We start from the raw sequence: 25,087 nt of genomic DNA, 5'->3' as shown, positions 1-25,087 counted from the left end.
CGAGCAAGCTCGCTCCTACAGTTTCAGACGTTACAACTTACGAAACCGAACGCGCCGCGCCTTGTGAAGCATTGGTCGGTTGCAGCTTGAACACGTAAAACAGCACGGTCAGCAGCACCAGGAACGCAGGTCCCACATACAGCGCCACGCGGGTGTCCGGGAAGTACGCCATCAGGCCGACCACCAGCACCAGGAACGCCAGCGCCATGTATGAACTGACCGGGTACAGCCACATGCGGTATTTCAGACCGGCCTGTTCGCTGGCGCTCAGGCCTTTGCGGAATTTCAGCTGGGCCAGCAGGATCATCACCCAGGTCCAGATCGCGCCGAAGGTGGCAATCGCCGTCACCCAGACAAAGACCTTTTCCGGCACCAGATAGTTGAGCAATACACCCAGCAGCAACGCGCCAATCGACAGCAGCAGCGCACGCCGCGGTACACCGTTGCTCGACGTCTTGGCGAACCCCGCCGGAGCCTGGCCGTTCTGCGCCAGGCTGTAGAGCATGCGCCCGGTGCTGAAGATGCCGCCGTTGCAGGACGACAGCGCAGCGGTGATCACCACGAAGTTGATGATGCCGGCAGCGGTCTTGATGCCCAGACGCTCGAAGGTCATCACGAACGGGCTGCCCTGGGTGCCGATTTCGTTCCATGGGTAGATCGACAGGATCACGAACAACGCGCCGACGTAGAACAGCAGAATCCGCCAGAACACCGAGCCGATGGCGTTCGGGATGGTCTTTTGCGGATTCTTCGCCTCGCCGGCGGTCAGGCCGATCATCTCCACGCCGAGGTAGGCGAACATCACCATTTGCAGTGACATCAACACGCCTTGCACGCCGTTGGGCATGAAGCCGCCGTGGGTCCACAGGTTGGAAATCCCCAGGGCCACACCGTCGTTGCCGAAGCCGAAGGCGATGATGCCGATGCCGCCGAACACCATCGCAATGATGGTGACGATCTTGATCAGGGCAAACCAGAATTCGAATTCACCGAAGGCCTTGACCGCGATCAGGTTGATCGAGCCCATGCTGATCAGCGCAGCGAGCGCCCAGATCCAGCGCGGCACGTCGGGAAACCAGATGCCCATGTAGACCGCCACGGCAGTGATTTCCGCAACGCAGGTCACCAGCCACAGGAACCAGTAGTTCCAGCCGGTCAGGAAGCCCGCCAACGGGCCGAGATAGTCTTGGGCATAACGGCTGAACGAGCCGGCGACCGGGTTGTGCACGGCCATCTCGCCGAGGGCGCGCATGATCACCAGGATCGCCAGACCGCCGATGATATAAGACAGCATGATGGCCGGGCCGGCCATTTCGATGGCCTTGGCCGAACCCAGGAACAGGCCGACGCCGATACAGGCGCCGAGTGCCATCAGGCGAATATGCCGCTCGCCGAGTTCACGTTTAAGCGGACCGCCCTGAGCGGTCTCGCCTTGGGGCAGGTGATTGCCTGTGGACATTGGTGACAACCTCGTCTTGTTATTGGATATGACCACCGAGTGGCGAAGCGCTGACCGATAAGCCATCGCCTCCCGAACCGACCCTGCTTCGTGAGCAGAGCCGTCTTGTAGGAAAAACCCGCAAAATCAGTGGGAAAAGCGGCGCCGAGTATTGCACAACAATGGTGCATCGTCATGCCCCTGCCAAAGTCTGGAAAGCTCTAATTCAAGTGTTTCAGCCCACTCTACTGTGGCGAGGGAGCTTGCTCCCGCTCGGCTGCGCAGCAGGCGCAAAACCCAAAAACCAGATATTCCAGACCGATCAGAGTTGCTGGTATGGGGACTGCTTCGCAGTCCAGCGGGAGCAAGCTCCCTCGCCACAAAAGCACTGCGTGGATCCGAATCCTTCAACGAGTAGGGAAATTTCACTCAATAAATGCAGGTTCAAGCAGGAAAACGAGGAGCTAGCGTATTTAGTCAAACGCAAAAGGGAGCAACGGAATGCCTCCACATCCAAACTCGCATCTATTGCGCCGTGGACGTTACTCAGAACCAGGACGGGGCTACTTAATTACCGCAGTCGTGCATCAGCGCCGCCGAATATTCGCGGATTGGCGGCTTGGACGCCTTTTGGTTGAGGAGTTCAGGCGAGCCCATGATCAAAAATGGGTCGATTCAATGGCCTGGGTCATCATGCCGGACCATTTCCACTGGTTAATACAGCTTGAACGCTACACGCTGGCGCAACTCATGCAGGCCATCAAATCCCGGAGCACCCTCACCATCAACCGGAAATTGAACGAAAGTGGAGCCTTCTGGCAATCCGGCTACCACGACCGGGCAATACGCGATGGAGAGGACCTTCTACCGTTCGCCCGTTACATCGTTGCCAATCCATTGCGGGCAGGTCTGGTAGAGAAAATTGGCGACTACCCGCTCTGGGATGCGTGTTGGCTCTGAAATCCATCTACTGACCACACCTTTGTGGCGAGGGAGCTTGCTCCCGCTCGACTGCGCAGCAGGCGCAAAACCATACCAAACGGTAATTACAGAGTTTGGGGCTGCTTCGCAGCCCAACGGGAGCAAGCTCCCTCGCCACAGGAAACGGCAAAAACCCGACATTTTGCACTTCACATTTTTTTCACCTTCGCCAACCACCGTCTAAGCTTCAGACAAGTCCGATAAATCTGCGTGAATGGATCAGTCGACTATGGGCGCTTTGTGGCAAACCGATTCGAGTAAAACCGTGGTCCCGACTGAAGGTGTGGATGAAGCGCCGTTACCTGAAAAACCCCGTCGTTCCAGACACGGCTGGGGAGCGTTCTGGTTACTGCTGTTGATTATCGCGATTGTCGTGGGGCTGGCCGCCGCGAGGGAGATGCGTACCTCCAGGTTTCAAGCCCGGGAAGTCAGCAAATACGCCGCGTCCCTGAGCTATGAGCTCAAACCCGGCCCCAGCGATGCGATTCGCTATCCGGGCGACGGCCCGTTCGATCGGCGCCTGGGCTACAGCTCGCTGGATGAATTCCTGCCGCGCTTGATCAAGCGCGATTTCGTCGTTGAGGCGCAAACCCGCTTTTCCCCGGCGCTGTTGAAGTACAGCGACCAGGGCCTGTTCGTACCCTATGCCGAGAAGATCCAGGCCGGGCTGTCGATCACCGATTGCCGCGCAGCGCCGCTGTACCAGTACAACTATCCACAGCAGCTTTATTCATCCTTTGCCTCGATTCCGCCGGTGGTGGTCAACAGCCTGCTGTTCATCGAGAACCGCTTCCTGCTTGACCCCAGGCAACCTCTGGCCAACCCAGCCGTGGACTGGCCGCGGTTCGGTATGGCAGCGTGGTCCCAGGTGGCCAAGATGTTGCACGTGCCCGGCCAAGCCGCCGGTGGCAGTACCCTGGCCACGCAACTGGAGAAGTACCGGCATTCCCCTGATGGTCTGACGGTCAATGGCGCAGAAAAAATTCGCCAGATGATTTCCGCTACCGTACGCGCCTATCAGGCCGGGCCGCAAACCCTCGAAGTCCGGCAGAATGTGGTGCGCGACTACCTCAACAGCGTGCCGCTGTCGGCCGTACCGGGCCACGGTGAAGTGCATGGCATGGCTGAAGGGTTGCGCGTGTGGTACGGCTCCGACTTCAAACTGGCCAACGAAGCGTTGTCCAGCACCGCGACGGATCCAAAGACCATGGCGGACAAAGGCCTGGCCCTGCGCGAAATGCTGTCGCTGATGATTGCGCAGCGCCGCCCGTCGCATTACCTGACCAAGGGCCGCGATGAGTTGGCCGACCTCACCGACAGTCATATTCGTTTGCTGGCCCAGAACAATGTGATCGATGCGCCGTTCGCCGCCGCGGCACTGGCCAGCAAGGTGACGTATCGCGACTGGGCGACCCAGCCGACCATTCAACCGATCGAAACCAACAAAGGCATCAGCGTGGCCCGCAGCCGCCTGGCCGGTTTGCTCAATCGTCCGCTGTACGACCTCGACCGCCTCGACCTGTCTGCCACCAGCACCCTGCAAGGGGAACTGCAAACCCAGGCCACCGCGTACCTGAAAAAACTCGCCGACCCTGCCTATGCGGCGGAAATCGGCCTGATGGGCGAACGTTTGTTGACCCCCACCAGCACCACCCAGGTGCGCTACAGCTTCACCCTGTTCGAACTGACCCCGGACGGCTCGCGGGTTCGAGTGCAGACCGACAGCACTGACCAGCCGTTCGACATCAATGAAGGCAGCAAACTGGAACTGGGTTCCACCGCGAAAATGCGCGTGCTCACCACCTATCTGCAAATCATCTCGGAGCTGCACGACAAGTACGCCGACATGACCGTTGCGGAACTGAAGAAAGTCGACGTGCCGGATCAGGACCGCCTGAGCCGCTGGGCGGTCGATTACCTGATCGAGAACAACGACCGCGACCTGCAGAAAATGCTCGGTGCTGCCCTGGACCGCAAATATTCCGCCAGCCCCGGCGAAGCGTTTTTCACCGGGGGCGGCCTGCATGTGTTCCACAACTTCCGCAAAGAGGACAACGGCCGGATACCGACCCTGCGCGACGCCCTGCGCGAGTCGATCAACCTGCCGTTCATTCGCCTGATGCGAGACCTGGTGCGCTATGCGACCTATTCCGGCCCCAATAGCAGCGCCGAACTGTTCAAGGACGACCGCGACCCACGGCGTCAGGAGTATTTGGCCTCATTCGCCGACCGCGAGGGCACGTCGTTCCTGCTCAAGTTCTGGAAAAAATACCGCAACAAGGACACTCAGGAACGGCTCGACACCTTCCTCGACAGCATGCGCCCGACACCGATCCGCATGGCCGCCGTACACCGCTACCTGCTGCCGCAGGCCAGCCAGCAAAGCTTCAACTCCTTCGTGCGCTCGCACCTCAAGGGTGAAAAGCTCACCGAAAAACTCACCGACGAGCGCCTGCAGCGGCTCTATGAATCCTATGGCCCCGGCACCTACGACCTGCCCGACCAGGGCTTCATCGCCAAGGTTCACCCGCTGGACCTGTGGCTGATGGGCTACTTGCTGAACCACCCCGACGCCAAGTGGGGCGAAATCGTCAAGGCCAGCCAGTTCGAACGCCAGGAAGTCTACAGCTGGCTGTTCAAGAGCCGGCACAAGGGCGCCCGCGACAGCCGCATCCGTACCATGCTGGAGATCGAAGCGTTCCTCGACATTCACCAGCGCTGGCAGAAAGTCGGCTATCCGTTCGACCATCTGGTGCCGTCGCTCGCCACCGCCATCGGCAGCTCCGGCGACCGTCCGGCAGCCCTGGCCGAGCTGATCGGCACCATCCTCAACGACGGCGTGCGCATGCCGACGCTGCGCATCGACAGCCTGCATTTTGCCGCTGGCACGCCCTATGAAACCCAGTTGATCAACGACCCGGATGTCGGCAAACGGGTGATGCCGTCCGAGGTCGCCACCGCCATGCGCGAAGCCCTCTCGCAAGTGGTGGACGCCGGTACCGCCAAACGGGTCGCCGGCAGTTTCAAACTGCCCGACGGCACACCACTGGCCATGGGCGGCAAGACCGGCACCGGCGACAACCGCATCGAAGCCATCGGTTCCGGCGGACGGATTCTCAGTTCAAAATCGCTCAACCGCACGGCCACCTTCGTGTTCTACATCGGCGATCACCATTTCGGCACCCTGACCGCCTTCGTACCGGGACGCTCGGCGGAAAGCTTCACCTTTACCTCGGCGCTGCCTGTGCAGGTGCTCAAGGGCATGGCACCGATACTGACGCCGTATCTGCAACCGGGCACCCACACGATGTGCCAGGGAGCGGCGACGACCGCTACACGCCAGGCGCAAAGGTAGAGTGGTACTTATGTATTTTTCCCTCTTCATTTTTAAGAGGGTCAAGGCGCGGCCAAGGTTTTTTCCAACATGTTTTTGCGCTTTTTTTGGGCAACCCGCTTACCTAGTCTGATCGCTCGAATCACGATCAACGGACGATCAAGCAATGCCCAACCCACCCTCCACGATTCAAAGGCCAGATCGGCCTGTCATTATCCCGGCCAATCAAAGCAGCCATTTCGAGTTCGTCAGCAAAGCCATTCCTGCCTGGTTGCTCACTGCTTCGGCTTCTCGTGTCAACGCACTGAAAACCGTTCGGTTGACGCTTCCCGACTGGCACAAAAACGCTTCGCCAGCGGCGCACCGAAATCTGAAAAATGGCATCAAGCTCAACTGGACCGCGCAAAACGACGTCGACCATACACTGAGTAATCTGCAGGATGTCTACACCTTTGCCAAACCCTTGCTGCAACAGGCGTTGAAGGTCCGCTTCGGTGTCGAGGACGACGTCGAGCAGACCTGGCTGCGGCTGTATGCGCCGACGAGAACAGCCTGGTGGGTGCATGATTTTTCAGGCGGAACCACCAGCCGAACCGTTTCGCTGCTGGACGCCGCCCTGCATAACTTCTCCCGTGACGAGGCTTTTGCCCCGGACTCCGAGTTCATCACCCGACCGAACACCCGGGGGCACTTCGCGGTAAAGCCACTGAAGCACAAAATCAGCATCGACCAGTTCAAGTCCCTCTGCCGCGAACTGAATATCGGCGCCCGCTATCAACAGCATCTGAACGACTTTCTACAGTCGAGCAATCCCGTCGCCAACAACGTCTTGCGCCACAAGGTCATTCTCAGCCAGAAGAGCGCGCTCAATGTCGCGGCACACATGGCCCTGATGAACAACGATATTGATCAGGACGCGTTTGATCTGGTGCAGGGTGTGCTCGTCGAGCGTGCGAATCTTCGCTGGAATGGCCAGGCCGTTGGCTACTACAACCTGGCGATGATGGACACGCGAATGACCGACATTGTCATGATTACCCCTGATGTATCGACCGCTAGCCGTCCTGTCCCCGTGTTGGTGTATGTCCCGCATGACCCGGACCATCCGCTCAAGCAATACCCGTCGTCGCTCGAGTTCATGGCTGAACTGACTCGACAATTACGCGACGGTACCCATTCCACTTCCTATCAGCAGTTCTTCAGCCAGTTCGTGGAGCATCAACAACGCGGGCATTTTTTTGCCGGTTTGAATGACCGATTGAGCAAGGTGAAATGGCAGCCGGCGCCCCAAGGTTCCAACTTGCCCTCCTGGCGTGAAACCTCTGTGGATAACCCGAATCTGCAATTCAGTCTGTTAAACGTGGCGCTCGATCGTGAGACCCGTTTCAACGGCAACCTCTGGGACTACTTCTACCGACAGAAACTCAACAAAATCCTCAATGACGCCCGGGAAATCGCGATTTCCACTGAATACGCCGACCGCATGGCGCGCTGGGCGTGGTGGGACAACCTGGAAAAAATGCTCTCGGACATCCTCAATGCCGCGCTGCTGGTGGCGACGCCGATTGTCCCGGGTCTTGGCGAATTGATGCTGGCGTACACCGCCTATCAACTGACCGATGAAGTGGTCGAGGGCCTCGTCGATCTGGCCGAAGGGCGTTTGGCCGAGGCCGGTGAACATACCTTCGGGGTACTGGAAAGCATCGTCCAGTTGGGCGCGTTCGCGGCGGGAGGGGCACTGGGTAATGCCGCACGGACAAAGCTCTCGCCGTTTTTCGAGGGACTCAAGCCGGTGCAATTGGCCAATGGCCAGGCCCGTTTGTGGAACCCCGATCTCGCGCCCTATGTGCGACCCGGTCCGGCATTGCCAGTCGACGCCAGTCCCGATGCATCGGGCATTTACCGGCATCAAGGCCGCCGCTTCGTGCGCCTGGACGATCAGCACTTCGAAGTGGCGCAAGACCCGGTCACCGGTCAGCATCGCATCAAGCATCCGCAACGAACCGATGCCTATGCGCCGCGCCTGCGCCACAACGGTCACGGCGCCTGGATCAGCGAAACGGAAAACCCGCGCGAGTGGGAAGGCTCGACATTGATGCGTCGTCTGGGTCACAGCACCGATGGTTTCAGCGATGAACAACTGGAGCAGATTCGTCAGATCAGCGGCACCGATGAAGGCGTGCTGCGCAGGGTGCATGTGGAAAGCGCACCACCGCCACCGCTGTTGACCGATACCCTGCAACGCCTGGCTTTACCGGCCATTGCACCCGCTCCGTTATCCCCTGAGATCGCGCCGCTGTTCGGCGATTTCCCCGAGCTACCGGCCACCGTTGCGGCACAAATCCATGCCCGCGCCAGCGCTGCGGAACGTCAGCGGATAACCCAAGAAAGCCGCCTGCCCCTGCGCCTGAGGACCCAGGCGCGGGAACTTCAGTTCGAAACGCAAACGGTGCGAGCGGCCCAGGGTTTGTACCCGAGCGCCTCTATCACTCCCGACACCGAACGCCTGGTGCTCGGCACCTTGCGCTTTAACACCGATACCTTTGGCGACCTGCGCCTCGATATTCGTCAGGGAACATTCGATGGCGAGTTACGCTGCAGCGTCGGCCCCGATGACGCAACGCGGGTGCGGGTACTGATTCGCAACGATGCCGGGCAGTATCAGGTGCGTGATGGTAACGATCAGCCGATCCATGAAGCCGATGACTTTTTCGAAGCCGTCCTGCAGGCCACGCAGGTGTCTGGACGAAACAGCCTGGGCTACAAGCCGGGTGACAGCGAGCTTTTCAGGCAATGGGTCATGGTCAAATCAGCCCCGCCCAGCGAACGCCGGACCGTGCTCGCCACCCCGCCCGTTCGCCCTGTTGCCGAGCATGAAACGATGCTGTTGGTGCGTGGAGGCGGACTCAGCCAAGATGGAAAAACACTGCACGAACGCATTCAGGATCTGCATCCGCACTTCAACGAGGCCGAAGTTGATGTATTTGCTAGCGCTTTGACCGCCCGAGGTGAACCGCTTAAGGCAATAGAAGAGCAGGAAAAGGATCTCGCTGAGTTAAGGGGGATACTTGATAACTGGGAACGCCAACACCCTCTTGGTGAGGTTTGGGACAGTGAGAGTTTTCTAAGCGGTGGTGGCAGCCATATTGTCGAACGGCTTACCAACTGCTTCGAGCGAAAAAATACAGAGCTAGGTAGTCGAACGGACCCGTACAGTTATTCCCTTGACCTCTCCAGAGAGATGCTCGTCTTAGATCTGGAAACCTGGTGGTCCAAGCGTCCGAAGCTTAAAAAATTCCTCGACAAAGTCACCATTCTTAAACTCGACAATACAAGATTTTCAAGCGAGCTATACGGGGTGTTAAAGGACTTTCCAAATCTTCGGGAACTCAACGCCAATCACTGCCAACTGACGCGCCTGCCAGACAGTATCGGTGCCATGCATCGCATGGAACGTATGCGTCTGAGTCACAACACCATTACCCTGGACGCCCGCGCCGTCGAAAAACTGAGAAACTTAACCTATCTTGAAATACTTGAGCTCGAAGACAATCCATTGACTATGTTGCCGGACATTGGGCGTATGCCCAGGCTGATGATTTTGGAGTTGAGAAACACTTGGATAAACACTTGGCCCGAAGGTATCTTCGCCAAGACCAGACCTCGCGGCTTCTTCCTCGATATGCGGGAAAATCCGATCAACGTGATCCCGGAAGTGGTTCCGGGCTCGCCAAGTGCATGGGTTGTGGCTCGTACTCGTTTGGATGTAAGAAGACTTTCGGTCTCCAATCGACAGGCGTATCAACAGATAAGGCGACATTTCGGCCTTCCTAATGAGCCCGACGCCCCACTTCCTCAACGGAGAAAACCGCCGCTCGAATCACTGTTAACTAACGTGCCGGGCATAAGTGCTGAGCAGGCTAAACGATGGGAGGAGTTAATTCACGAACCCAACGCAAGACCTTTTATGTCTTTCATTTCTGACGCACGGAGATCCGCCGATTATCGGGCGGGCGGCGAAGTTCGGGTTCAACTCATACAGCGACTCTCACGTATGCTCGATGCAATCCATGTTGATACTCAGTTGAGGGAGAAACTGTTCGCCATGGCGATGGACCCCGTGAGATGTGCCGATGCAGGTGCGCAACTGTTTAACAACATGGGCATCGAAGTATTGGCCTCAGAGGCACATAACTACTCTACCAATGCGGCGCAGCTGGAAGATAAATTAGTGACTCTAGCTAAAGGTTCGGCACGCCTTGAGCTGGTTAACGATATCGCCCGGGCCGATGTGAGCAGCCGAGAAGGCAATCCAGACGAAGTCGAAGTCTATCTGGCCTATCAGACTAGCTTGTCAAAACGTTTGAGTCTGCCCTGGCAATCTGAAGGCATGCTTTATAGACCGGTGTCCGGAGTCACTGACTCCATGATTGATGAAGCCTACGACACAGTTCTATCCTTCGAAAATGGTGATGGCCTAGTCAACAAAATGCTGGAACTGGATTTTTGGGAGAGTTTTCTCCGTAAAACACATCCTTCGCAGTTCGAAGAAAACAAACAACTTTACCTGAGTAAATTTGAACGACTTGAGACGTTGCGAACCACTCAGCGCGAATGGGCTAACTCGGCTCGGTTAACGGAGGCTCAACGCACCGTGCTAAGAAACAGGCTCAAAGAACTGATGAACGATTTACCGGTTCCGGAGACAGTAGTCTTTGCCGATGAACCAATGAGCGAGGAAACTTACGACAGACTGCTTATTGATCTTGGATACGACGAAAAAGAACTGTCGAGACGTTTGACCCGTGCTGCCATGAGGAAGGCTAACCTGTAACGGCGTGACACCTTACCCCCCTGAAGATCCTGATCGGGACTTCAGGGGGGTTCTTCAACCCACTTCCGAATCCCAGATCACCGTGACATCCCCCGCATAGGTTTTTGATACGCCCTCGCGCAACATTTGCTCGACGTATTCCTTGGCAACTTCAAAGTGCATGGTTCCAGGCTTGCGCTCGATATAAAAGCCAGGCTGAAACAACTCGGTCCCACCACCATCGATTCGCAAAGGACGGCGATGAACCTGTTGCCCCGAATCATCCACCAGGCCGTGGGGCAAACTCACGCTGGTATTCAAGGGCACAAGATCAGCGGATGTCGTGTCGCGCAACGCGCAGTTATTACCCACGACATACTGACATTCGAGTTTCATCTTGAAGCGTGAGGAGGACGAGACATTGAAGGTTTGGTCGTGGAACAGTCGCACTGGCTTGCGCCCCTGATTCAACCAGGCTTGCCAGCCGCCCTGGGGGACCAGTTCGATGCGATGGCCGCCAGGGGGGATTTCGACTTTGAGTGAATGCTCGACGCTCAGGGTGAAGTCTAGGGTGATGGCGCTGTCGGTGGGGAGCAATACATCTCCCATGTCGAAGTCACCACCGGGACCGGTGGTGTATGTCAGTGAACCTTTGTATTCGCCAGATGACATGCGCAGAGGGTTGGGGGTCCTGAGTTCATAAACGTATTCGACTGAGCTGTGTCTGAACCAGGGAATATCCTTAGTGGGCACTAGACCGCAGGGCCCCGCGCCTTCAGGAATTAGCCAAAAGAAAAACGCGTAAGAGGTTCCTGCAACATTTATGTCAAGTCCTCTACAGGGGGCTGGCGGATATACCCACGGCCTGCGCCAGTAGCCGCCCTCCGGCGGCGTCCAGGCACTCACGCCTGGTGGGTGGGACAGACTCCAAGTACCACCAATGCCTGCAACTCGCACCTCAACGGTCTCTCGCTCACCTGTACGACTGTGGACAACGTCCAGTGCGCGCCAGCTCGACGGCACACTGAAGGTCGCCCCCTGCCGGGGATCGGTATGCCCGGCGAGAATAGGCTGCGAAGATTCAAATCTCAAACCGGGTACTCTCAGGCTGAAGATACCTAACTGCGCGCAGCGATTAGAGATATGGTCTGGGCACACTCCGGTCTGCGGGGTCGTGTTAATAAATCGGTTGGCCAAGGGATTCGCCGGATCAGGCACAAACCTAGCCCGGATCTCCTGCACGACCGCATTGGCATGTGGTGCATACAAACTCGCCAACAAGCCTCCCGCCAGGGAGAATGCGGCGAATATTCTTTGCAAAGTAAATAACTTCATAGTGGGTTAACCTGAAACTTCGATATGACGGAACACCCGTCACTTAGTCCTGAAACAAAATCAAGGAGCGATGGCCTCAAAAATCATATGCACACTGCCGTAGTACTCACCGGGTTTGTAACCGCCGACAGGTTTGACTGCCGCAATCAGTAACTCCACTCGTTTGCCGGCTTTTCCGTCCAGTTCCGAAATGACTTCGGTATTGTCCACCGTGAGTTTTGCCCGATTGAATGTGACATCCAGCGCGATGTTGTCAATATCTCTGCCATTACTTAAATAAGGTTCCTCACTCAAACGGGCAGCAATCGCTCCATTGGCGTTTTTGACATCGAAATGTTTACGCAGCGAACCGAGTTCCTCCGTCGTCAGATTCCAGGGCAGTTTTTGTTCACGCCCGATCCAGCCCGGGTCCACTGGCAATACATAGAACTCCGCAACCGGGATAGTCACCGATACTTCAAAGGTTTCGCGTTCCACAATTGCAAAGGTGTAAACACTCGCCAGCGTCAGACACACCATCGAGGTGACGGTTATCCATTTCTTCAACATGATCTTCACCTTTTGTTTGCACTTCATTGCTGCAAACAAGGAAATCGATATGAAACTCAAAGTTTTTAAAGCAACTTAATGCTCACCCGACTGCAGCTTTATCCCTTGATATCGAGATTATTGCTTTTGCTTCCTTCAACCAAGGTAAAACGGTAGTGACGACCAGCCTGCTTTTCGAACTGAAACGTTCGGCCGGTCAGAACGTGATGCTTGGTCGTCGGCAGGCACTCCTGCTCATTCTTGATCGAGCAATCCTTGAATTCGTCGATCACCACCACACTATTGCCGTTGTTGCGGATCCGGTACTGTCCCGCTTCGTTTTCGATCACACTGTCGAAACGAGTCTCTTTCGGGCGCACGAAAAACACCGTGCCATATCCGGCAAGCACATTTACCCCGGCCGACAAATTCTTTTTGTAATCGTCACGCTCTTCGGCAGACACGGCAAACTCATCTTCTTTCTCAGGCACTACGGGCACATAACGTACACGGAAGTAACGCTCTTTCTCCCGTTCCCCCATGAACAGCAAGCGCGAACCCTGCATGCCATTGGCAGGCACGATCAATCGTGCAGGGCTGGCCATCAGGCCATTGCGGGCAGAGCCATCGGCCTGGTTCTCCAACGGAACCTCTCTAGCCGTGCCATCGGCGTCATAGATGATCTCGAGAATATTGATCTTCACGAACGCCGTGCTCTCACCGCCGTTGAATACCCGTTTCAAGTAAGAACTTTTATCGCCATCGAGATAATCGTAGACAACACCGACATTGATTTGCGGCCCGGCCAGTGCAACATGGGAAAACACAAAAAAACCAAATAGTGCCAACAGGCGTTTCATCACGTACCACCTCAATTGTTAAAACAGACTAATCGAACCATATGAACAAGACTCAGACTTCCGAGTCCCAGATCACCGTGATATTGCCCGTGAAGGTTTTACCCACGCCTTCGCGCAATATCGGCTCGACGTGTTCCTTGGTTATTTCAAAGTGCAGGGCTCCCGGTTTGCGATCGACATAAATACTGGGCTGGAACAACTCGGTGCCGCTGCCATCGAGAAACAAGGGCCGACGCTGGACGGTTTGGCCCACAGCATCGGTCAGACCGTTGGGCAGGCTTACGCTGGAATTCAAGGGAACCAGATCAGCAGAGTCGGCGTCTCGTAATGCGCAGGTATTGCCGGTGGGATACTGACATTCGAGATGCATCCTGAAGCGGCTTGAAGACGAGATATTGAAGGTTTGGTCGCGGAACAGGCGCGTGGGTTTACGTCCCTGATTCAGCCAGGCTTGCCAGCCGCCTTGGGGCAACAATTCGATCTTGTTGCCACCTGGCGGAACTTCAACCTTGAGCGCATGCATGACATCAAGTGTGAAGTTGAGGGTCAGACTGTCGACGCTAGGGATCAAGACATCACCCATATCGAAATCCATACCTTTGCCAATGCTGTACACCAGACTTCCTCGATACTGGCCAGTACGCATGGTCAACGGATTAGGAGTACGTAGCTCATACACATAATCGAAACCGCTGTAACGGAAATAATCAAATGAGAGCGAGGGAGTAATCGCACAAGCTCCGATACCTTCTGGCATCAGCCAGAAAAACTGTGCGAAGGCATTACCATTAATTAGAAATCCCGCACTGGCACATGGAGCAGGAGGGTATCGCCAATTGTTAGGCCCTGAAATTCCTCCCCTCGCCCATCCGTTTAAACCAGGAGGCCAAGACATATTCCAGCTGCCACCAATTCCGGCGATTCGAACTTGCACAGTTTCGCGGTCGCCTGCCGAGTCAACCACTTCAACGTCTCGCCAGTTTGTAGGCAGGGAGAACATGATGCCCTGTCGCGGGTCTGCATGATCGGCTACGACTTCTCTGTCCGTTTCGAACGTCAGACCAGGAACCCTTAAACTGAAAATACCCAGTTCGTTACAGCGAGTCGCCATGTACGTAGTACACAGCCCACTTGGGGGAGTTGTATTGACGAACTTGTTGAGCATCGGATTCGCTGGGTCAGGTTTGAAAAGCGCTCGGACCTCCTGCACCACCGCTTCGGCCGAAGGCGCATGAAGCCCGGCCAGCACCCCTACTGTGAGACAAAGGGCCACCGCTGTACTACGCGTAAAAGATAAATTCATGATTGGTTCACCTGAAATTTCATGGCGACGCAAAACTACGTCACCCCGCCTTCTCGGCTTTGAAAGTCACATCCGCCAACGTCTCCGGCGAACAACGCAAATCCCCAATCATCACCACATCGTTTTCACGACGTGCGTTGTTCGGATCGAGACGGAACTGGCAGAGCAACTGATTACCGAAACGCACTTCCAGCGTCGGTGAACCGGCGTTCATTTCCATCGAGAAGAAGCCATCGACTTCACTCACCCCACGACTGGCGTGGTTGATAATGTGGTGGCCCTTGAGCGGCTTACCCTGGGGGTCGACCAGGCGGCCGAGCACGGTGATGGTTTTGCTGACGGTGATCTTGCGGTACTCCACGCCGCCCTTGTTCAGGTGATAGCTGGAGCGGGCCGGCTGGATACTCGCCGCGGGCACATGATTGCCCTCGAAATCGAAGCTGACTGAACTGCTTTTGTAAGCGGTGATCGGCACGAAGTTGCGCCCCGGACGCAGCACTGCGTTGCCGCCACTCAAGTCGTCAGCGCGCAGGACGATGCCATCGATATCCGACTCCACGTCGATGATCATGCCCGCGCCATCGCGGTGGTACTGGCTGGTCATGACAATCTTGCGCGCGCCGACGGCAATGGTGCTGTCCAGATTCAAGCCACCGGTAAGGTCGTTGTTGAAAGACGAGCGCTGGATAAACCCGTCGCCGTTGACCACGTCCGATTGCATGCTTGCCATGGCATTCAAACCGACACCGTAGGTATCGGTAATGGCCGTGGCCGAAACACTTTGCAGCAGGTGGTCCTGAAGGTCTTTGCGATAGGTGATCGACGCGTTGTTATCCCGGCCGCCGTCCCGAGCCGTACGAGTACCGATACTGCCGGAGACCTGCTCACCCGGGCCGCCAAGGGCGATGTTGACGCTCAGGTCGATGCCCCGATTTCTGTCGTCACCCGAACTGAAACTGCCGGGTCGGTCGAACATAGACAACCGCCAGTTGGCATCGCTGCCAAACAGTTGGGTGCGTTGGGTCCAGCCAAGGTCAATGCCCGTACCTTCGGTGTTGCCTTCGCTGTGGGACACCCGGGCATTGACCGAGCTTTTGCTGGTCAACCGATGATTAACCGACAGCGCAGAGTTACTGGTCTGACCGACAAACACATTGCGCTGCCGCACTCGTGTACCGTCCGGCAACGTGTCGTAGAGCCGAGTCGTGTCGAGCCAGCTGCGGTTGTGACTGGCGACGATGCTGCCGCTACCATAGGAGTAGAGCCCCTGCACGTCGAGGCCGGTGCCATAGTTCTCAGTCTGGTAGATACTGGCATAGAGGCTGGCATTGTTGACGATCGCCCAATCGACCGAGCTGCCGTATTGCAAGGCATCACCCACCTGCCGCCCGCTCAGGCCAAGGATGACCCGTGGATGCAACAGGTAGTTGAACGCCGCACCGGCGGTCATGTCGCCGTCATCCTGTTCGGTCCAATTGCTGAGCACTTTGGATTCACGACCGGCGAACAGGTTGTAGCGCCAGCGCTCGTCGTGATTGCGCCAATTGTTGGGCTTGTAGACCAGCTCCTGGGTGCTGGAGGTGATCTGACCGTCTTCAATCAGGCGTACTTCCACTTCATAGATCCCTCCCGGCAACGGCCGGGTATCGAGGGTCTGCAACCCGGCGGGCATCGCCTGGGTGTTGATCAATAAGCCATCACGGTAGATTTCCACCGAGCCTTGGCGATTGGCGGTGACGTAGATCGGATAGACCGCCGGTTTCGGATTATTGATGGCCAGACTGTCGGAGCTGCCGTACATGATGCCCAGCGCAGTGTCCGGACTGGTGCCAAAAGTGCGCGGCTGACGGGTCAACCCTTCGGACGAGGGTGTGAAAAGGCCCAAGCGAAGGAAACTGCCCTCCAGTTCGCGCTGAGTGAAAAGCTCATTGACCGAGTGATAGAGCGTGTTGTCCATGCCGCCCAATCGGGACAATTGCATATTGATCGCCTGAGTCCAGTTACCCAGACTACTGCTGGCTTCAAGACCATAGCGCCCACCCAGATCCTGATTCTGGCCACCGTTGAGGTTCATCTGATTGCGTACGATCAACCCGGTGCTGCCGCCTTCAGGCAGTGTGTAGTAACGCTGTTCCTGATCGTCACGTTCGGCATTTTCCGTGAGAATCGACACTAGCGAGTTTTCAAGGCTGTAGTGCACTGCCAACAGTTGCTCCGGACACTTGGCCTGGCAGCCGCCCAGTGCGACACCCTGTTTCAGATAGTTCGACCAGGTGTCGCGTTCGCTGGCCTTTACCGTGCTGTCACCGACATCGGCGAAGTCAACAAGGGTGATACGATCATCGCGGGTTAGCACCACCATCGCTTCACCGAGAAATTGCTGGTCAAGTTCCACGCGCACCACCAGCGGCACATCAAAAAAATGCTCTTCAAATTCGGTTGGCAAACCCTTTGCCTGCGCCAGCAAACTTCGAGGCGTATGACCTGTATTCGCTGGCGCGCCCAGAGCCGTTGCGCAGAAAAAAAGGGCAAGCGCCGTCGCGATGGGAGTCATCGGGAACATGAACTAAATACTCTGAAGTTAATTGCATTAAAACCCGATCGACAGGTAGTGATTACCCATCGACCGGTAAACGTTAACGAATAGGGACAAGCCTTAAGTCATAACCCTATTAAGGGATGCGCGGGATAGCATCGAAGATCACAACCGGATTGGCCGTGTAAAGACCCGTTTGAGTGGTCAATGGTTTGGCCGCGGCAATCACCAGATCAGCGCGCATACCGCCATTGGATTCGGTATCGCCTACCACTTCCTGAGAAGCTCCGGTCAAGGTCACGCCGTTGAAGGTGTAAGTCAGTGCAATGTTGTCGGCACCGTTGAACAGGGGCTGTGGCCCGCCTTCCACATAAGCGCCGACCGAGCCGTTGGTGTGCCGGATATCGTAAGGCGCCCGCAGTGAACTCAGAGTGCCATCGACCAGGTTATAGTTCATTTGTTCATCTTTACCGAAGTCAGGGTTCACCGGCTGGGCGTGAAATACCTTACTTGGAATGGTGGCGCTGATGTTAATGGAGCTACGCACTTCTTCCGCAGCGAACGCCATCGAAGAACTCAGAGCCAGAACAGCCAGTGGAGCGGCAATCGCGAATTTCTTGAACATCATTCAGTACCTGTCTTTATAAAATTTTCGGTTCATTGAAAGTTCCGACAAAACAAAAAACCGTCACGAGCAGTTTTGTGTTCTCCCGAACTTTCAACGCCGAAGAATGATCAAGCAATTCTTCTGGAAAGTAAGCAGGCAAGTTCCCTGAAGTGCGTAGCCAAAGTGCCACAACCACAGAAAGAAAAATACTGAATTATCGATAAACCCACTGTTCGACTGTAAGAGATGGACTACGTGAAGCCAACGATCGACTAATAACAGCCGACAACGACACAGCAACTTCTGTAGGAGAGATATTACATAACCAATAAATAAAGGCGCGATTCGAATATTTGGAGAGTTAACACTAATTTCAACTTTTCAACCTACATTAAAAGCCATTCCGGGAACGGTGAAAGCGCCATTTTCAATGACGGTTACGCCTGCCGCCGGACGCGCCGTTGGTCAGTCAGCCTTGCTCGCTCGATAAGATATATCTTAAGTTGTATCTAAACACGACGAGAGAAAGCAAAAATGAGAGACCATCATTCCCCCCACCGCGAACACGGCGACGGCCGTGACGGCTTCGAGAAGCGCCCCGGCCGCGAACGCGGCGGTCGCGGCCCGCGGGTGTTCGCCCCCGGCGATCTGAAATTGCTGCTGTTGGCATTGATCGCCGAACAGCCGTGCCACGGCTATGACCTGATCCGCCAGATCGAAGGCATGTTCGACGGCGCCTACAGCCCCAGCCCCGGTGTGATTTATCCGACCCTGACATTCCTTGAAGAAAGCGAATTGATTGCGGGCGATGCCGAAGGCGGGAAAAAACGCTACAGCGTGACCGACGCCGGACGCCAGTCCCTGAGCGAGCAAGCCGTCGCCCTCGAAGGTGTGCGGGTGCGCATCGATGTCAGCAAGCGCTCGTTGCGCGGCCATGATCGCCCGGCGGAAATCCACGAAGCTGTGCATAACCTGCGCCATGCCCTGCAACTGCACCACGGCCGCTGGAGCCCGGAAGAAATCCAGCGCGTCGCCACCCTGCTCAACAACACCGCCAAAGCCATCGTCGACGGCCCTGCCGTTCAACCCGTTCAGGAGAACGCTGAATGACTGAAGTGATCACCACCATTCACCGCGTCATGCACGAGATCAAACGCCGTCGCCTGGAAGTGCTGCGGGTGGTCGACCTGACCCCGCGCATGCGCCGGATTACCCTGGGCGGGCCTGAGCTGGCTGGCTTCGTCAGCCTGGGTACGGACGACCACGTCAAACTGCTGTTCCCGCAGAACGCCGAGCAAGCGGCGGCGCTGGAAACCCTGGTGCTCGGCGCCGGCAAGGACAACGGCCCGATGCCTGAAATGCGCGACTACACCCCGCGCCGCTACGACCTCGACACGCTGGAACTGGACATCGATTTCGTACTGCACGGCGACGGTCCGGCCGCGACCTGGGCCGAACAGGCCCAACCTGGACAGTTCCTGCACATCGGCGGGCCACGGGGCTCGATGATCGTGCCGGACATGTTCGACAGCTACTTGCTGATCGGCGACGAAACCGCCCTGCCCGCCATCGCCCGACGCCTCGAAGGGCTGGCGGCCAATCGGCGTGCCCTGGTGATCATCGAAGTGGAGAACGGCAAGGAGCAGCAAGTGCTGCACAGCGCTGCCGAAGTCAATGTGATCTGGGTGCTGCGCGAAGGTGGCAAGGATCATTTGCTGACCACCGTGCGCCAGGTTCAGGTGCCTGCCGGCAGCCTGTACGCGTGGGTGGCGACCGAGAGCAAAGTCTCGCGGCAGATTCGTCGGGTGTTGCTCGATGAACACGGGCTGGACGAGCAGTTCGTCAAGGCGGTTGGCTACTGGCGGCTGGATGACAACATTGAAGAGTGACCCCATTCTGTAGGAGCCGGCTTGCCGGCGAAGAGGCCCTTGAGCCTTGCGGTGTCAAACAGGACGCTTTCGCTGGCAAGCCAGCTCCTACAATTGATAACGACGACGGTCCAGCGCCACCAGCAACAGCGCAATCAGCACAAACCCGACCAACAACCCACCCGCATTGATAAACACCTGTGGATAACCCAGCTTATCCACATCAATGAACGGATACGGATAAACCGCCAGCAAATGCCCGCGCAGCAGCGAGTACGCGAAGTACAGCAGCGGATAAATCACCCACACCGCGATATGCCCCACGCGCAATGTGCCCTTGGGCACGCAACTCCACCAATAACCCAGAAACAGCAACGGCATGATGTCGTGCAACAGCTCATCGGCCAGCCATTGCCAGCCCTCGGGATGCCACAAGTGACGCAGCAACAGGTTGTAGGCCAGGCCGACCACGGCAATGCTCACGGCAATCGCGCTGCTGACCCAGGGCTGCAGGAACCAGCGGCGCGCGGCTGACTCGCGGGATGTCCATTCACAAGTCAGCACGGTCGCCACCAGGGTGTTGCTCAGCACGGTGAAATAGCTGAAAAAACTCATCAGCCCGCCGATCAGGCTGGCACCCAGCGTCCAGCGTGAATAGAAAATCAGGTACATCTGGATGCCCAATCCCGCCCAGCCGAGCATGGCAGCCACGGCCACAAGACGATGGCGTAACGCAGACGGGTTGACCATGTTCAAAGCGGTCGTTTGGTGCGCATCAACTTCACATACAGACGTTCGACCTTCTCCCGCGCCCACGGGGTTTTACGCAGGAACGTCAGGCTCGACTTGATGCTCGGGTCGCTCTTGAAGCAGCGGATATCGATGCGCTCGGCCAGCCCCGACCACTCGTAGTGTTCAACCAGCGCGTTGAGGATCTGTTCCAGCGTCACGCCATGCAACGGATCGGTGTTGTGTTCGGTCATGCCGGGCCTTCGAGCAGAGTGGGAATTGGAAGCCGCGCACCTTAGCCGAGGGCTTCGTTGGGGGGAAGCGATCTATCAAATGTAGGTGAACTTGTAGGAGCGAGCTTGCTCGCGATGGTCGTTAACGATAACGCGCACATTCTGGATCAACGCGTTGCTCACAAGTCCATCGCGAGCAAGCTCGCTCCTACAACTGTTACCGAATCCGAAAGGATGCATGTCAGTAAAAGCCCTTTCTCTATTTGTAACAGATCATTATCCTTGCGCCCGCCTTAGCTGAAACGCTTCTGCTAGCCATTTCTTCCGTTTAATCCCCAGAAAAAGATCAAGAATTTCTTCTCTATGCCTGATTTCCAACTTTCGAAAGACAGCGCTGTCTTCAAGCCTGTTGCCTGCCGAAAAACCTTGAACCTGATAGGCGGATTCACCGCTTTGGGCCTTGCCACTTGCGCTCACTCGGCACCTGCCTTCGATAGTGACTCCCCCTGGATGCTCGGTGACTGGAACGGCACTCGTACCGAACTTGCGGAAAAAGGCTACGACTTCAAAGTCGATTACACCGGCGAAATGGGCAGCAATTTGCACGGTGGTTACGATCACGATCGCACCGCGCGCTACAGCGACCAGTTTGCCCTCGGCACTCATTTGGACTTGCAGAAGATCCTCGGCTGGGACGCCGCCGAGTTCCAGCTGACCATCACCGAACGCAGCGGCAACAACATCAGCAACGACCGCATCAACGATCCGCGTGTCGGCGGCTTTACCTCGGCCCAGGAAGTCTGGGGCCGTGGCCAGACCTGGCGCCTGACGCAGATGTGGTATCAGCAGAAATTCTTCGATGAAAAACTCGACATCAAGGCCGGCCGTTTCGGCGAAGGCGAAGACTTCAACAGCTTCCCCTGCGACTTCCAGAACCTGGCGTTCTGCGGCTCCCAGGTCGGCAACTGGGCGGGCGACATCTGGTACAACTGGCCGGTCAGCCAGTGGGCGCTGCGGGTCAAATATCATCTGACGCCGCAGCTGTACGCGCAGATCGGCGCGTATGAGCAAAACTCGTCGAACCTGGATCGCGGCAACGGCTTCAAGCTCAGCGGCAGCGGCACCCAGGGCGCGGTCCTGCCGGTGGAACTGGTGTGGACGCCGAAGCTCAACGGCCTGCCGGGCGAGTATCGCGCCGGTTACTACTACAGCAGCGCCAACGCCACCGATGTCTACAAGGACAACAATGGTCAGCCGGCCGCCCTGAGTGGCGAGGCCTATCGCAGCGCCTCCAGCAAACACGGCGTGTGGCTCGGCATTCAGCAGCAAGTCACCAGCATCGCCAGCGACCACTCGCGCGGCCTGAGCCTGTTCGCCAACGGCACGATGCACGACAAGAAGACCAACGCGATCGACAACTACGTCCAGGCGGGCCTCGTCTACAAAGGCCTGTTCGACGCGCGCGCCAGGGATGACATCGGCTTTGCCATGGCCCGTGTCCACGTCAACCCGGCCTTTCGCAAGAATGCCGAGGCGACCAACCAGGCCCACGCCGTCTTCGACTACGACGACCCGGCCTTCCTGCCGCCCCAGGACACCGAATACAGCGCCGAACTCTATTACGGCGTGCACGTGACCAACTGGCTGACCGTGCGCCCGAACCTGCAATACATCCGCCACCCCGGTGGCGTGAACCAGGTCGATGACGCGCTGATTGGCGGGATCAAGGTCCAGTCGTCGTTCTAAGCAACAACACAAAACCCTGTAGGAGCTGGCTTGCCAGCGAAGAGGCCGTATCAGCCAATGCAAGTGTCGACTGACACACCGCTTTCGCTGGCAAGCCAGCTCCTACAAGGAAACCGAACACTTTTATCTGAACCATGCCCGCTCAGGATCATCATCTACAGTGAACCTGCGCGGGACTCATTAAAACGTCACGGAGAATCACACTATGAGTACTGATAGTGCCTTGAGTCGAAGCCGTCTATTGCCGACCCTGCTCGGTATTCTGCTTCTGCTGATGGGCCTGGCCATGCTGGCCGGGGGGATCAAGCTGAGCATGCTTGGCGGCTCGCTGTATTACCTGCTGGCCGGTATCGGCATCGCGCTGAGCGGCGTCCTGCTGATCGCCGCCCGCCGTGCCGCGCTGGGCCTGTATGCACTGGTGTTGTTCGCCAGTACCGTGTGGGCCCTGTGGGAAGTCGGCCTCGACTGGTGGCAACTGGTGCCGCGCCTGGCGCTGTGGTTCGCCCTCGGCGTGGTGATGCTGTTGCCGTGGTTCCGTCGTCCATTGCTGATTAACGGCCCAGCCCCTATGGGCACCGGCGCCTTGAGTGTGGCCGTGGTCCTGGCCGGCGCCACCGCCGTGGCCAGCCAGTTCACCCACCCGGGCGAGACCCTCGGCGAATTGGGTCGTGAATCGGCTGACATGACCAGCACTGCGCCACAAATGCCTGACGGAGACTGGCAGGCCTATGGCCGCAGCGAATTCGGTGACCGCTATTCGCCACTCAAGCAGATCACCCCGGGTAACGTTGGCAAGCTGCAAGAAGCCTGGCGTATCCAGACCGGTGATCTGCCAACCGCCGATGACCCGGTGGAACTGACCAACGAAAACACCCCGCTCAAGGCCAACGGCATGCTCTATGCCTGCACCGCCCACAGCAAAGTGCTGGCGCTGGACCCGGACACCGGCAAGGAACTGTGGCGTTTCGACCCGCAGATCAAGAGCCCGGTGGGCTTCAAGGGCTTCGCCCACATGACCTGCCGTGGCGTGTCGTACTACGACGAAGCGGCCTACGCCAAGTCTGAAAACGCGGCCTCCGCAGTGATTTCCGAGGCCGGCAAAGCCGTCGCCCAGGCCTGCCCGCGTCGTCTGTACCTGCCAACCGCTGATGCACGCCTGATCGCACTCAACGCCGACACCGGCAAGGTCTGCGAAGGGTTCGGTAAAAACGGTGTGGTTGACCTGACTCAAGGCATCGGGCCGTTCACCCCCGGTGGCTACTACGCCACCTCGCCGGCAGCGATCACCCGTGACCTGGTGATCATGGGCGGCCACGTCACCGACAACGAGTCGACCAACGAGCCATCCGGTGTGATCCGTGCCTTTGACGTACACGACGGTCATCTGGTGTGGAACTGGGACAGCAACAATCCTGACGCGACCGCACCGCTGCCAGAGGGCGAACACTACAGCCGAAATTCGGCCAACATGTGGTCGCTGGCCAGCGTCGACGAAAAACTCGGCATGGTCTACCTGCCACTGGGCAACCAGACCCCTGACCAGTGGGGCGCAGACCGCACCCCGGGCGCCGAGAAGTTCAGTGCCGGCCTGGTCGCACTGGATCTGGCCACCGGCAAGGTGCGCTGGAACTACCAGTTCACTCACCATGACCTGTGGGACATGGACGTCGGCAGTCAGCCAACCCTGCTGGACATGAAAACCGCCGACGGCATCAAGCCGGCTGTGATCCAACCGACCAAGCAAGGCAGCCTGTACGTACTCGACCGTCGTGACGGCACGCCGATCATCCCGATCAAGGAAATCCCGGTTCCGCAAGGCGCCGTGAAGGGTGACCACACCGCACCGACCCAGGCCCGTTCGGACCTGAACCTGCTGGCCCCGGAACTGACCGAAAAAGCCATGTGGGGCGCCAGCCCGTTTGACCAGATGCTGTGCCGCATCCAGTTCAAGGAATTGCGCTACGAAGGCCAGTACACCCCGCCGTCGGAACAGGGCAGCCTGATCTATCCGGGTAACGTCGGCGTCTTCAACTGGGGCGGAGTTTCGGTCGACCCGGTTCGCCAGATGCTGTTCACCAGTCCGAACTACATGGCCTTCGTCTCGAAAATGGTGCCTCGCGCCGAAGTCGCGGCCGGCAGCAAGCGCGAGAGCGAAACAGCGGGCGTGCAACCGAACACGGGCGCACCTTACGCGGTGATCATGCACCCGTTCATGTCGCCGTTCGGCGTACCGTGCCAGGCTCCGGCCTGGGGCTACGTGGCCGGCATCGACCTGACCACAAATAAAGTCGTGTGGAAACGCAAGAACGGCACCAGCCGCGACAGCTCGCCATTGCCTATCGGCCTGACACTCGGCGTGCCAAGCATGGGCGGCTCGATGGTCACCGCCGGCGGCGTCGGCTTCCTGAGCGGCACGCTGGATCAATACCTGCGTGCCTATGACGTCAACACCGGCAAGGAGCTTTGGAAATCGCGCCTGCCGGCGGGCGGTCAGGCTACGCCGATGACCTACACCGGCAAGGACGGCAAGCAGTACGTGCTGTTGGTCGTCGGTGGCCACGGCTCACTGGGCACCAAAATGGGTGACTATGTGATTGCGTACAAACTGTCCGAGTAAGTTTTAGCGGCAGTCAAAACAAAGGCGACGCCCGTGAGGACGTCGCCTTTTTTTGTGGCCGCAGATTTCAAAACACCCCCGGACCACTGTGGGAGCGGGCTTGCTCGCGAATGCGGTGTGTCAGTCGATGCAAATGTTGTCTGGCACACCGCTTTCGCG

General features: G+C 57.5%; 16 protein-coding genes. 7 read left to right on the top strand and 9 right to left on the bottom strand.

Going from position 1 to position 25,087, the window contains the following annotated elements; translation table 11 throughout:
- Positions 1-37: 37 nt before the first annotated feature.
- Entirely contained in the window at positions 38-1,459 is a 1,422-nt protein-coding gene (locus AC07XF_RS11315) for an amino acid permease (RefSeq protein ID WP_495026554.1), read from the bottom strand.
- Between the two features lie 480 nt (positions 1,460-1,939).
- Here AC07XF_RS11315 and AC07XF_RS11310 point away from each other — a divergent pair, with 480 nt between their 5' ends.
- From AC07XF_RS11310 to AC07XF_RS11300, 3 genes are all read left to right on the top strand, one after another.
- A complete protein-coding gene (locus tag AC07XF_RS11310; protein WP_495026553.1) occupies positions 1,940-2,398 on the top strand; it encodes an REP-associated tyrosine transposase in 459 nt (152 codons plus the stop codon).
- Positions 2,399-2,648: 250 nt separating this feature from the next.
- Positions 2,649-5,774, top strand: a complete 3,126-nt coding sequence (locus tag AC07XF_RS11305) for a transglycosylase domain-containing protein (protein ID WP_495026552.1) — start codon at positions 2,649-2,651, stop codon at positions 5,772-5,774.
- 145 nt (positions 5,775-5,919) lie between these two features.
- Positions 5,920-10,587 carry an NEL-type E3 ubiquitin ligase domain-containing protein gene (locus AC07XF_RS11300; RefSeq protein WP_495026551.1) on the top strand — a complete coding sequence of 1,556 codons (4,668 nt, stop codon included), beginning with the start codon at positions 5,920-5,922 and terminating at the stop codon, positions 10,585-10,587.
- 54 nt (positions 10,588-10,641) lie between these two features.
- Here AC07XF_RS11300 and AC07XF_RS11295 read toward each other — a convergent pair whose 3' ends face one another.
- From AC07XF_RS11295 to AC07XF_RS11270, 6 genes are all read right to left on the bottom strand, one after another.
- Complete coding sequence (locus AC07XF_RS11295) at positions 10,642-11,901, bottom strand: hypothetical protein (protein WP_495026550.1); 1,260 nt, start codon at positions 11,899-11,901, stop codon at positions 10,642-10,644.
- A gap of 60 nt (positions 11,902-11,961) precedes the next feature.
- Positions 11,962-12,450 (bottom strand): CS1 type fimbrial major subunit, encoded by a 489-nt coding sequence (locus AC07XF_RS11290; RefSeq protein WP_495026549.1) that lies wholly within the window; start codon positions 12,448-12,450, stop codon positions 11,962-11,964.
- Between the two features lie 98 nt (positions 12,451-12,548).
- On the bottom strand, positions 12,549-13,289 hold the full coding sequence (locus AC07XF_RS11285; RefSeq protein WP_495026548.1) for a molecular chaperone: 741 nt from the start codon (positions 13,287-13,289) through the stop codon (positions 12,549-12,551).
- A gap of 52 nt (positions 13,290-13,341) precedes the next feature.
- Positions 13,342-14,592 (bottom strand): hypothetical protein, encoded by a 1,251-nt coding sequence (locus tag AC07XF_RS11280; protein ID WP_495026547.1) that lies wholly within the window; start codon positions 14,590-14,592, stop codon positions 13,342-13,344.
- A 40-nt stretch (positions 14,593-14,632) separates the two neighbouring features.
- Complete coding sequence (locus AC07XF_RS11275; RefSeq protein ID WP_495026546.1) at positions 14,633-17,155, bottom strand: TcfC E-set like domain-containing protein; 2,523 nt, start codon at positions 17,153-17,155, stop codon at positions 14,633-14,635.
- A gap of 109 nt (positions 17,156-17,264) precedes the next feature.
- Positions 17,265-17,753: a CS1 type fimbrial major subunit gene (locus AC07XF_RS11270; protein WP_495026545.1), complete on the bottom strand. Its 489-nt coding sequence runs from the start codon at positions 17,751-17,753 to the stop codon at positions 17,265-17,267.
- A gap of 516 nt (positions 17,754-18,269) precedes the next feature.
- Here AC07XF_RS11270 and AC07XF_RS11265 point away from each other — a divergent pair.
- Positions 18,270-18,845: a PadR family transcriptional regulator gene (locus tag AC07XF_RS11265; RefSeq protein WP_495026544.1), complete on the top strand. Its 576-nt coding sequence runs from the start codon at positions 18,270-18,272 to the stop codon at positions 18,843-18,845.
- Entirely contained in the window at positions 18,842-19,624 is a 783-nt protein-coding gene (locus tag AC07XF_RS11260; protein ID WP_495026543.1) for a siderophore-interacting protein, read from the top strand. Before AC07XF_RS11265 ends, AC07XF_RS11260 begins: the two co-directional genes overlap by 4 nt.
- An 87-nt stretch (positions 19,625-19,711) precedes the next feature.
- Here the strand turns inward: AC07XF_RS11260 and AC07XF_RS11255 are convergent, their stop codons facing one another.
- Together AC07XF_RS11255 and AC07XF_RS11250 are read right to left on the bottom strand one after the other, a co-directional pair.
- The gene (locus tag AC07XF_RS11255) at positions 19,712-20,353 is read right to left on the bottom strand and encodes a Pr6Pr family membrane protein (protein ID WP_495026542.1); all 642 of its coding nucleotides are present in this window, start codon (positions 20,351-20,353) and stop codon (positions 19,712-19,714) included.
- Between the two features lie 2 nt (positions 20,354-20,355).
- A complete protein-coding gene (locus AC07XF_RS11250; protein WP_007985772.1) occupies positions 20,356-20,586 on the bottom strand; it encodes a VF530 family protein in 231 nt (76 codons plus the stop codon).
- Positions 20,587-20,928: 342 nt separating this feature from the next.
- Here AC07XF_RS11250 and AC07XF_RS11245 point away from each other — a divergent pair, with 342 nt between their 5' ends.
- Together AC07XF_RS11245 and AC07XF_RS11240 are read left to right on the top strand one after the other, a co-directional pair.
- The gene (locus AC07XF_RS11245) at positions 20,929-22,311 is read left to right on the top strand and encodes a carbohydrate porin (protein WP_495026541.1); all 1,383 of its coding nucleotides are present in this window, start codon (positions 20,929-20,931) and stop codon (positions 22,309-22,311) included.
- Positions 22,312-22,516: 205 nt separating this feature from the next.
- Positions 22,517-24,928, top strand: coding sequence for a glucose/quinate/shikimate family membrane-bound PQQ-dependent dehydrogenase (locus AC07XF_RS11240; RefSeq protein WP_495026540.1), 2,412 nt, complete (start codon positions 22,517-22,519; stop codon positions 24,926-24,928).
- Positions 24,929-25,087 lie beyond the last annotated feature (159 nt).

This window comes from Pseudomonas sp. GW821-FHT01C01 (genome assembly GCF_059422645.1).
This window is presented reverse-complemented; position numbering and strand designations above follow the sequence as displayed.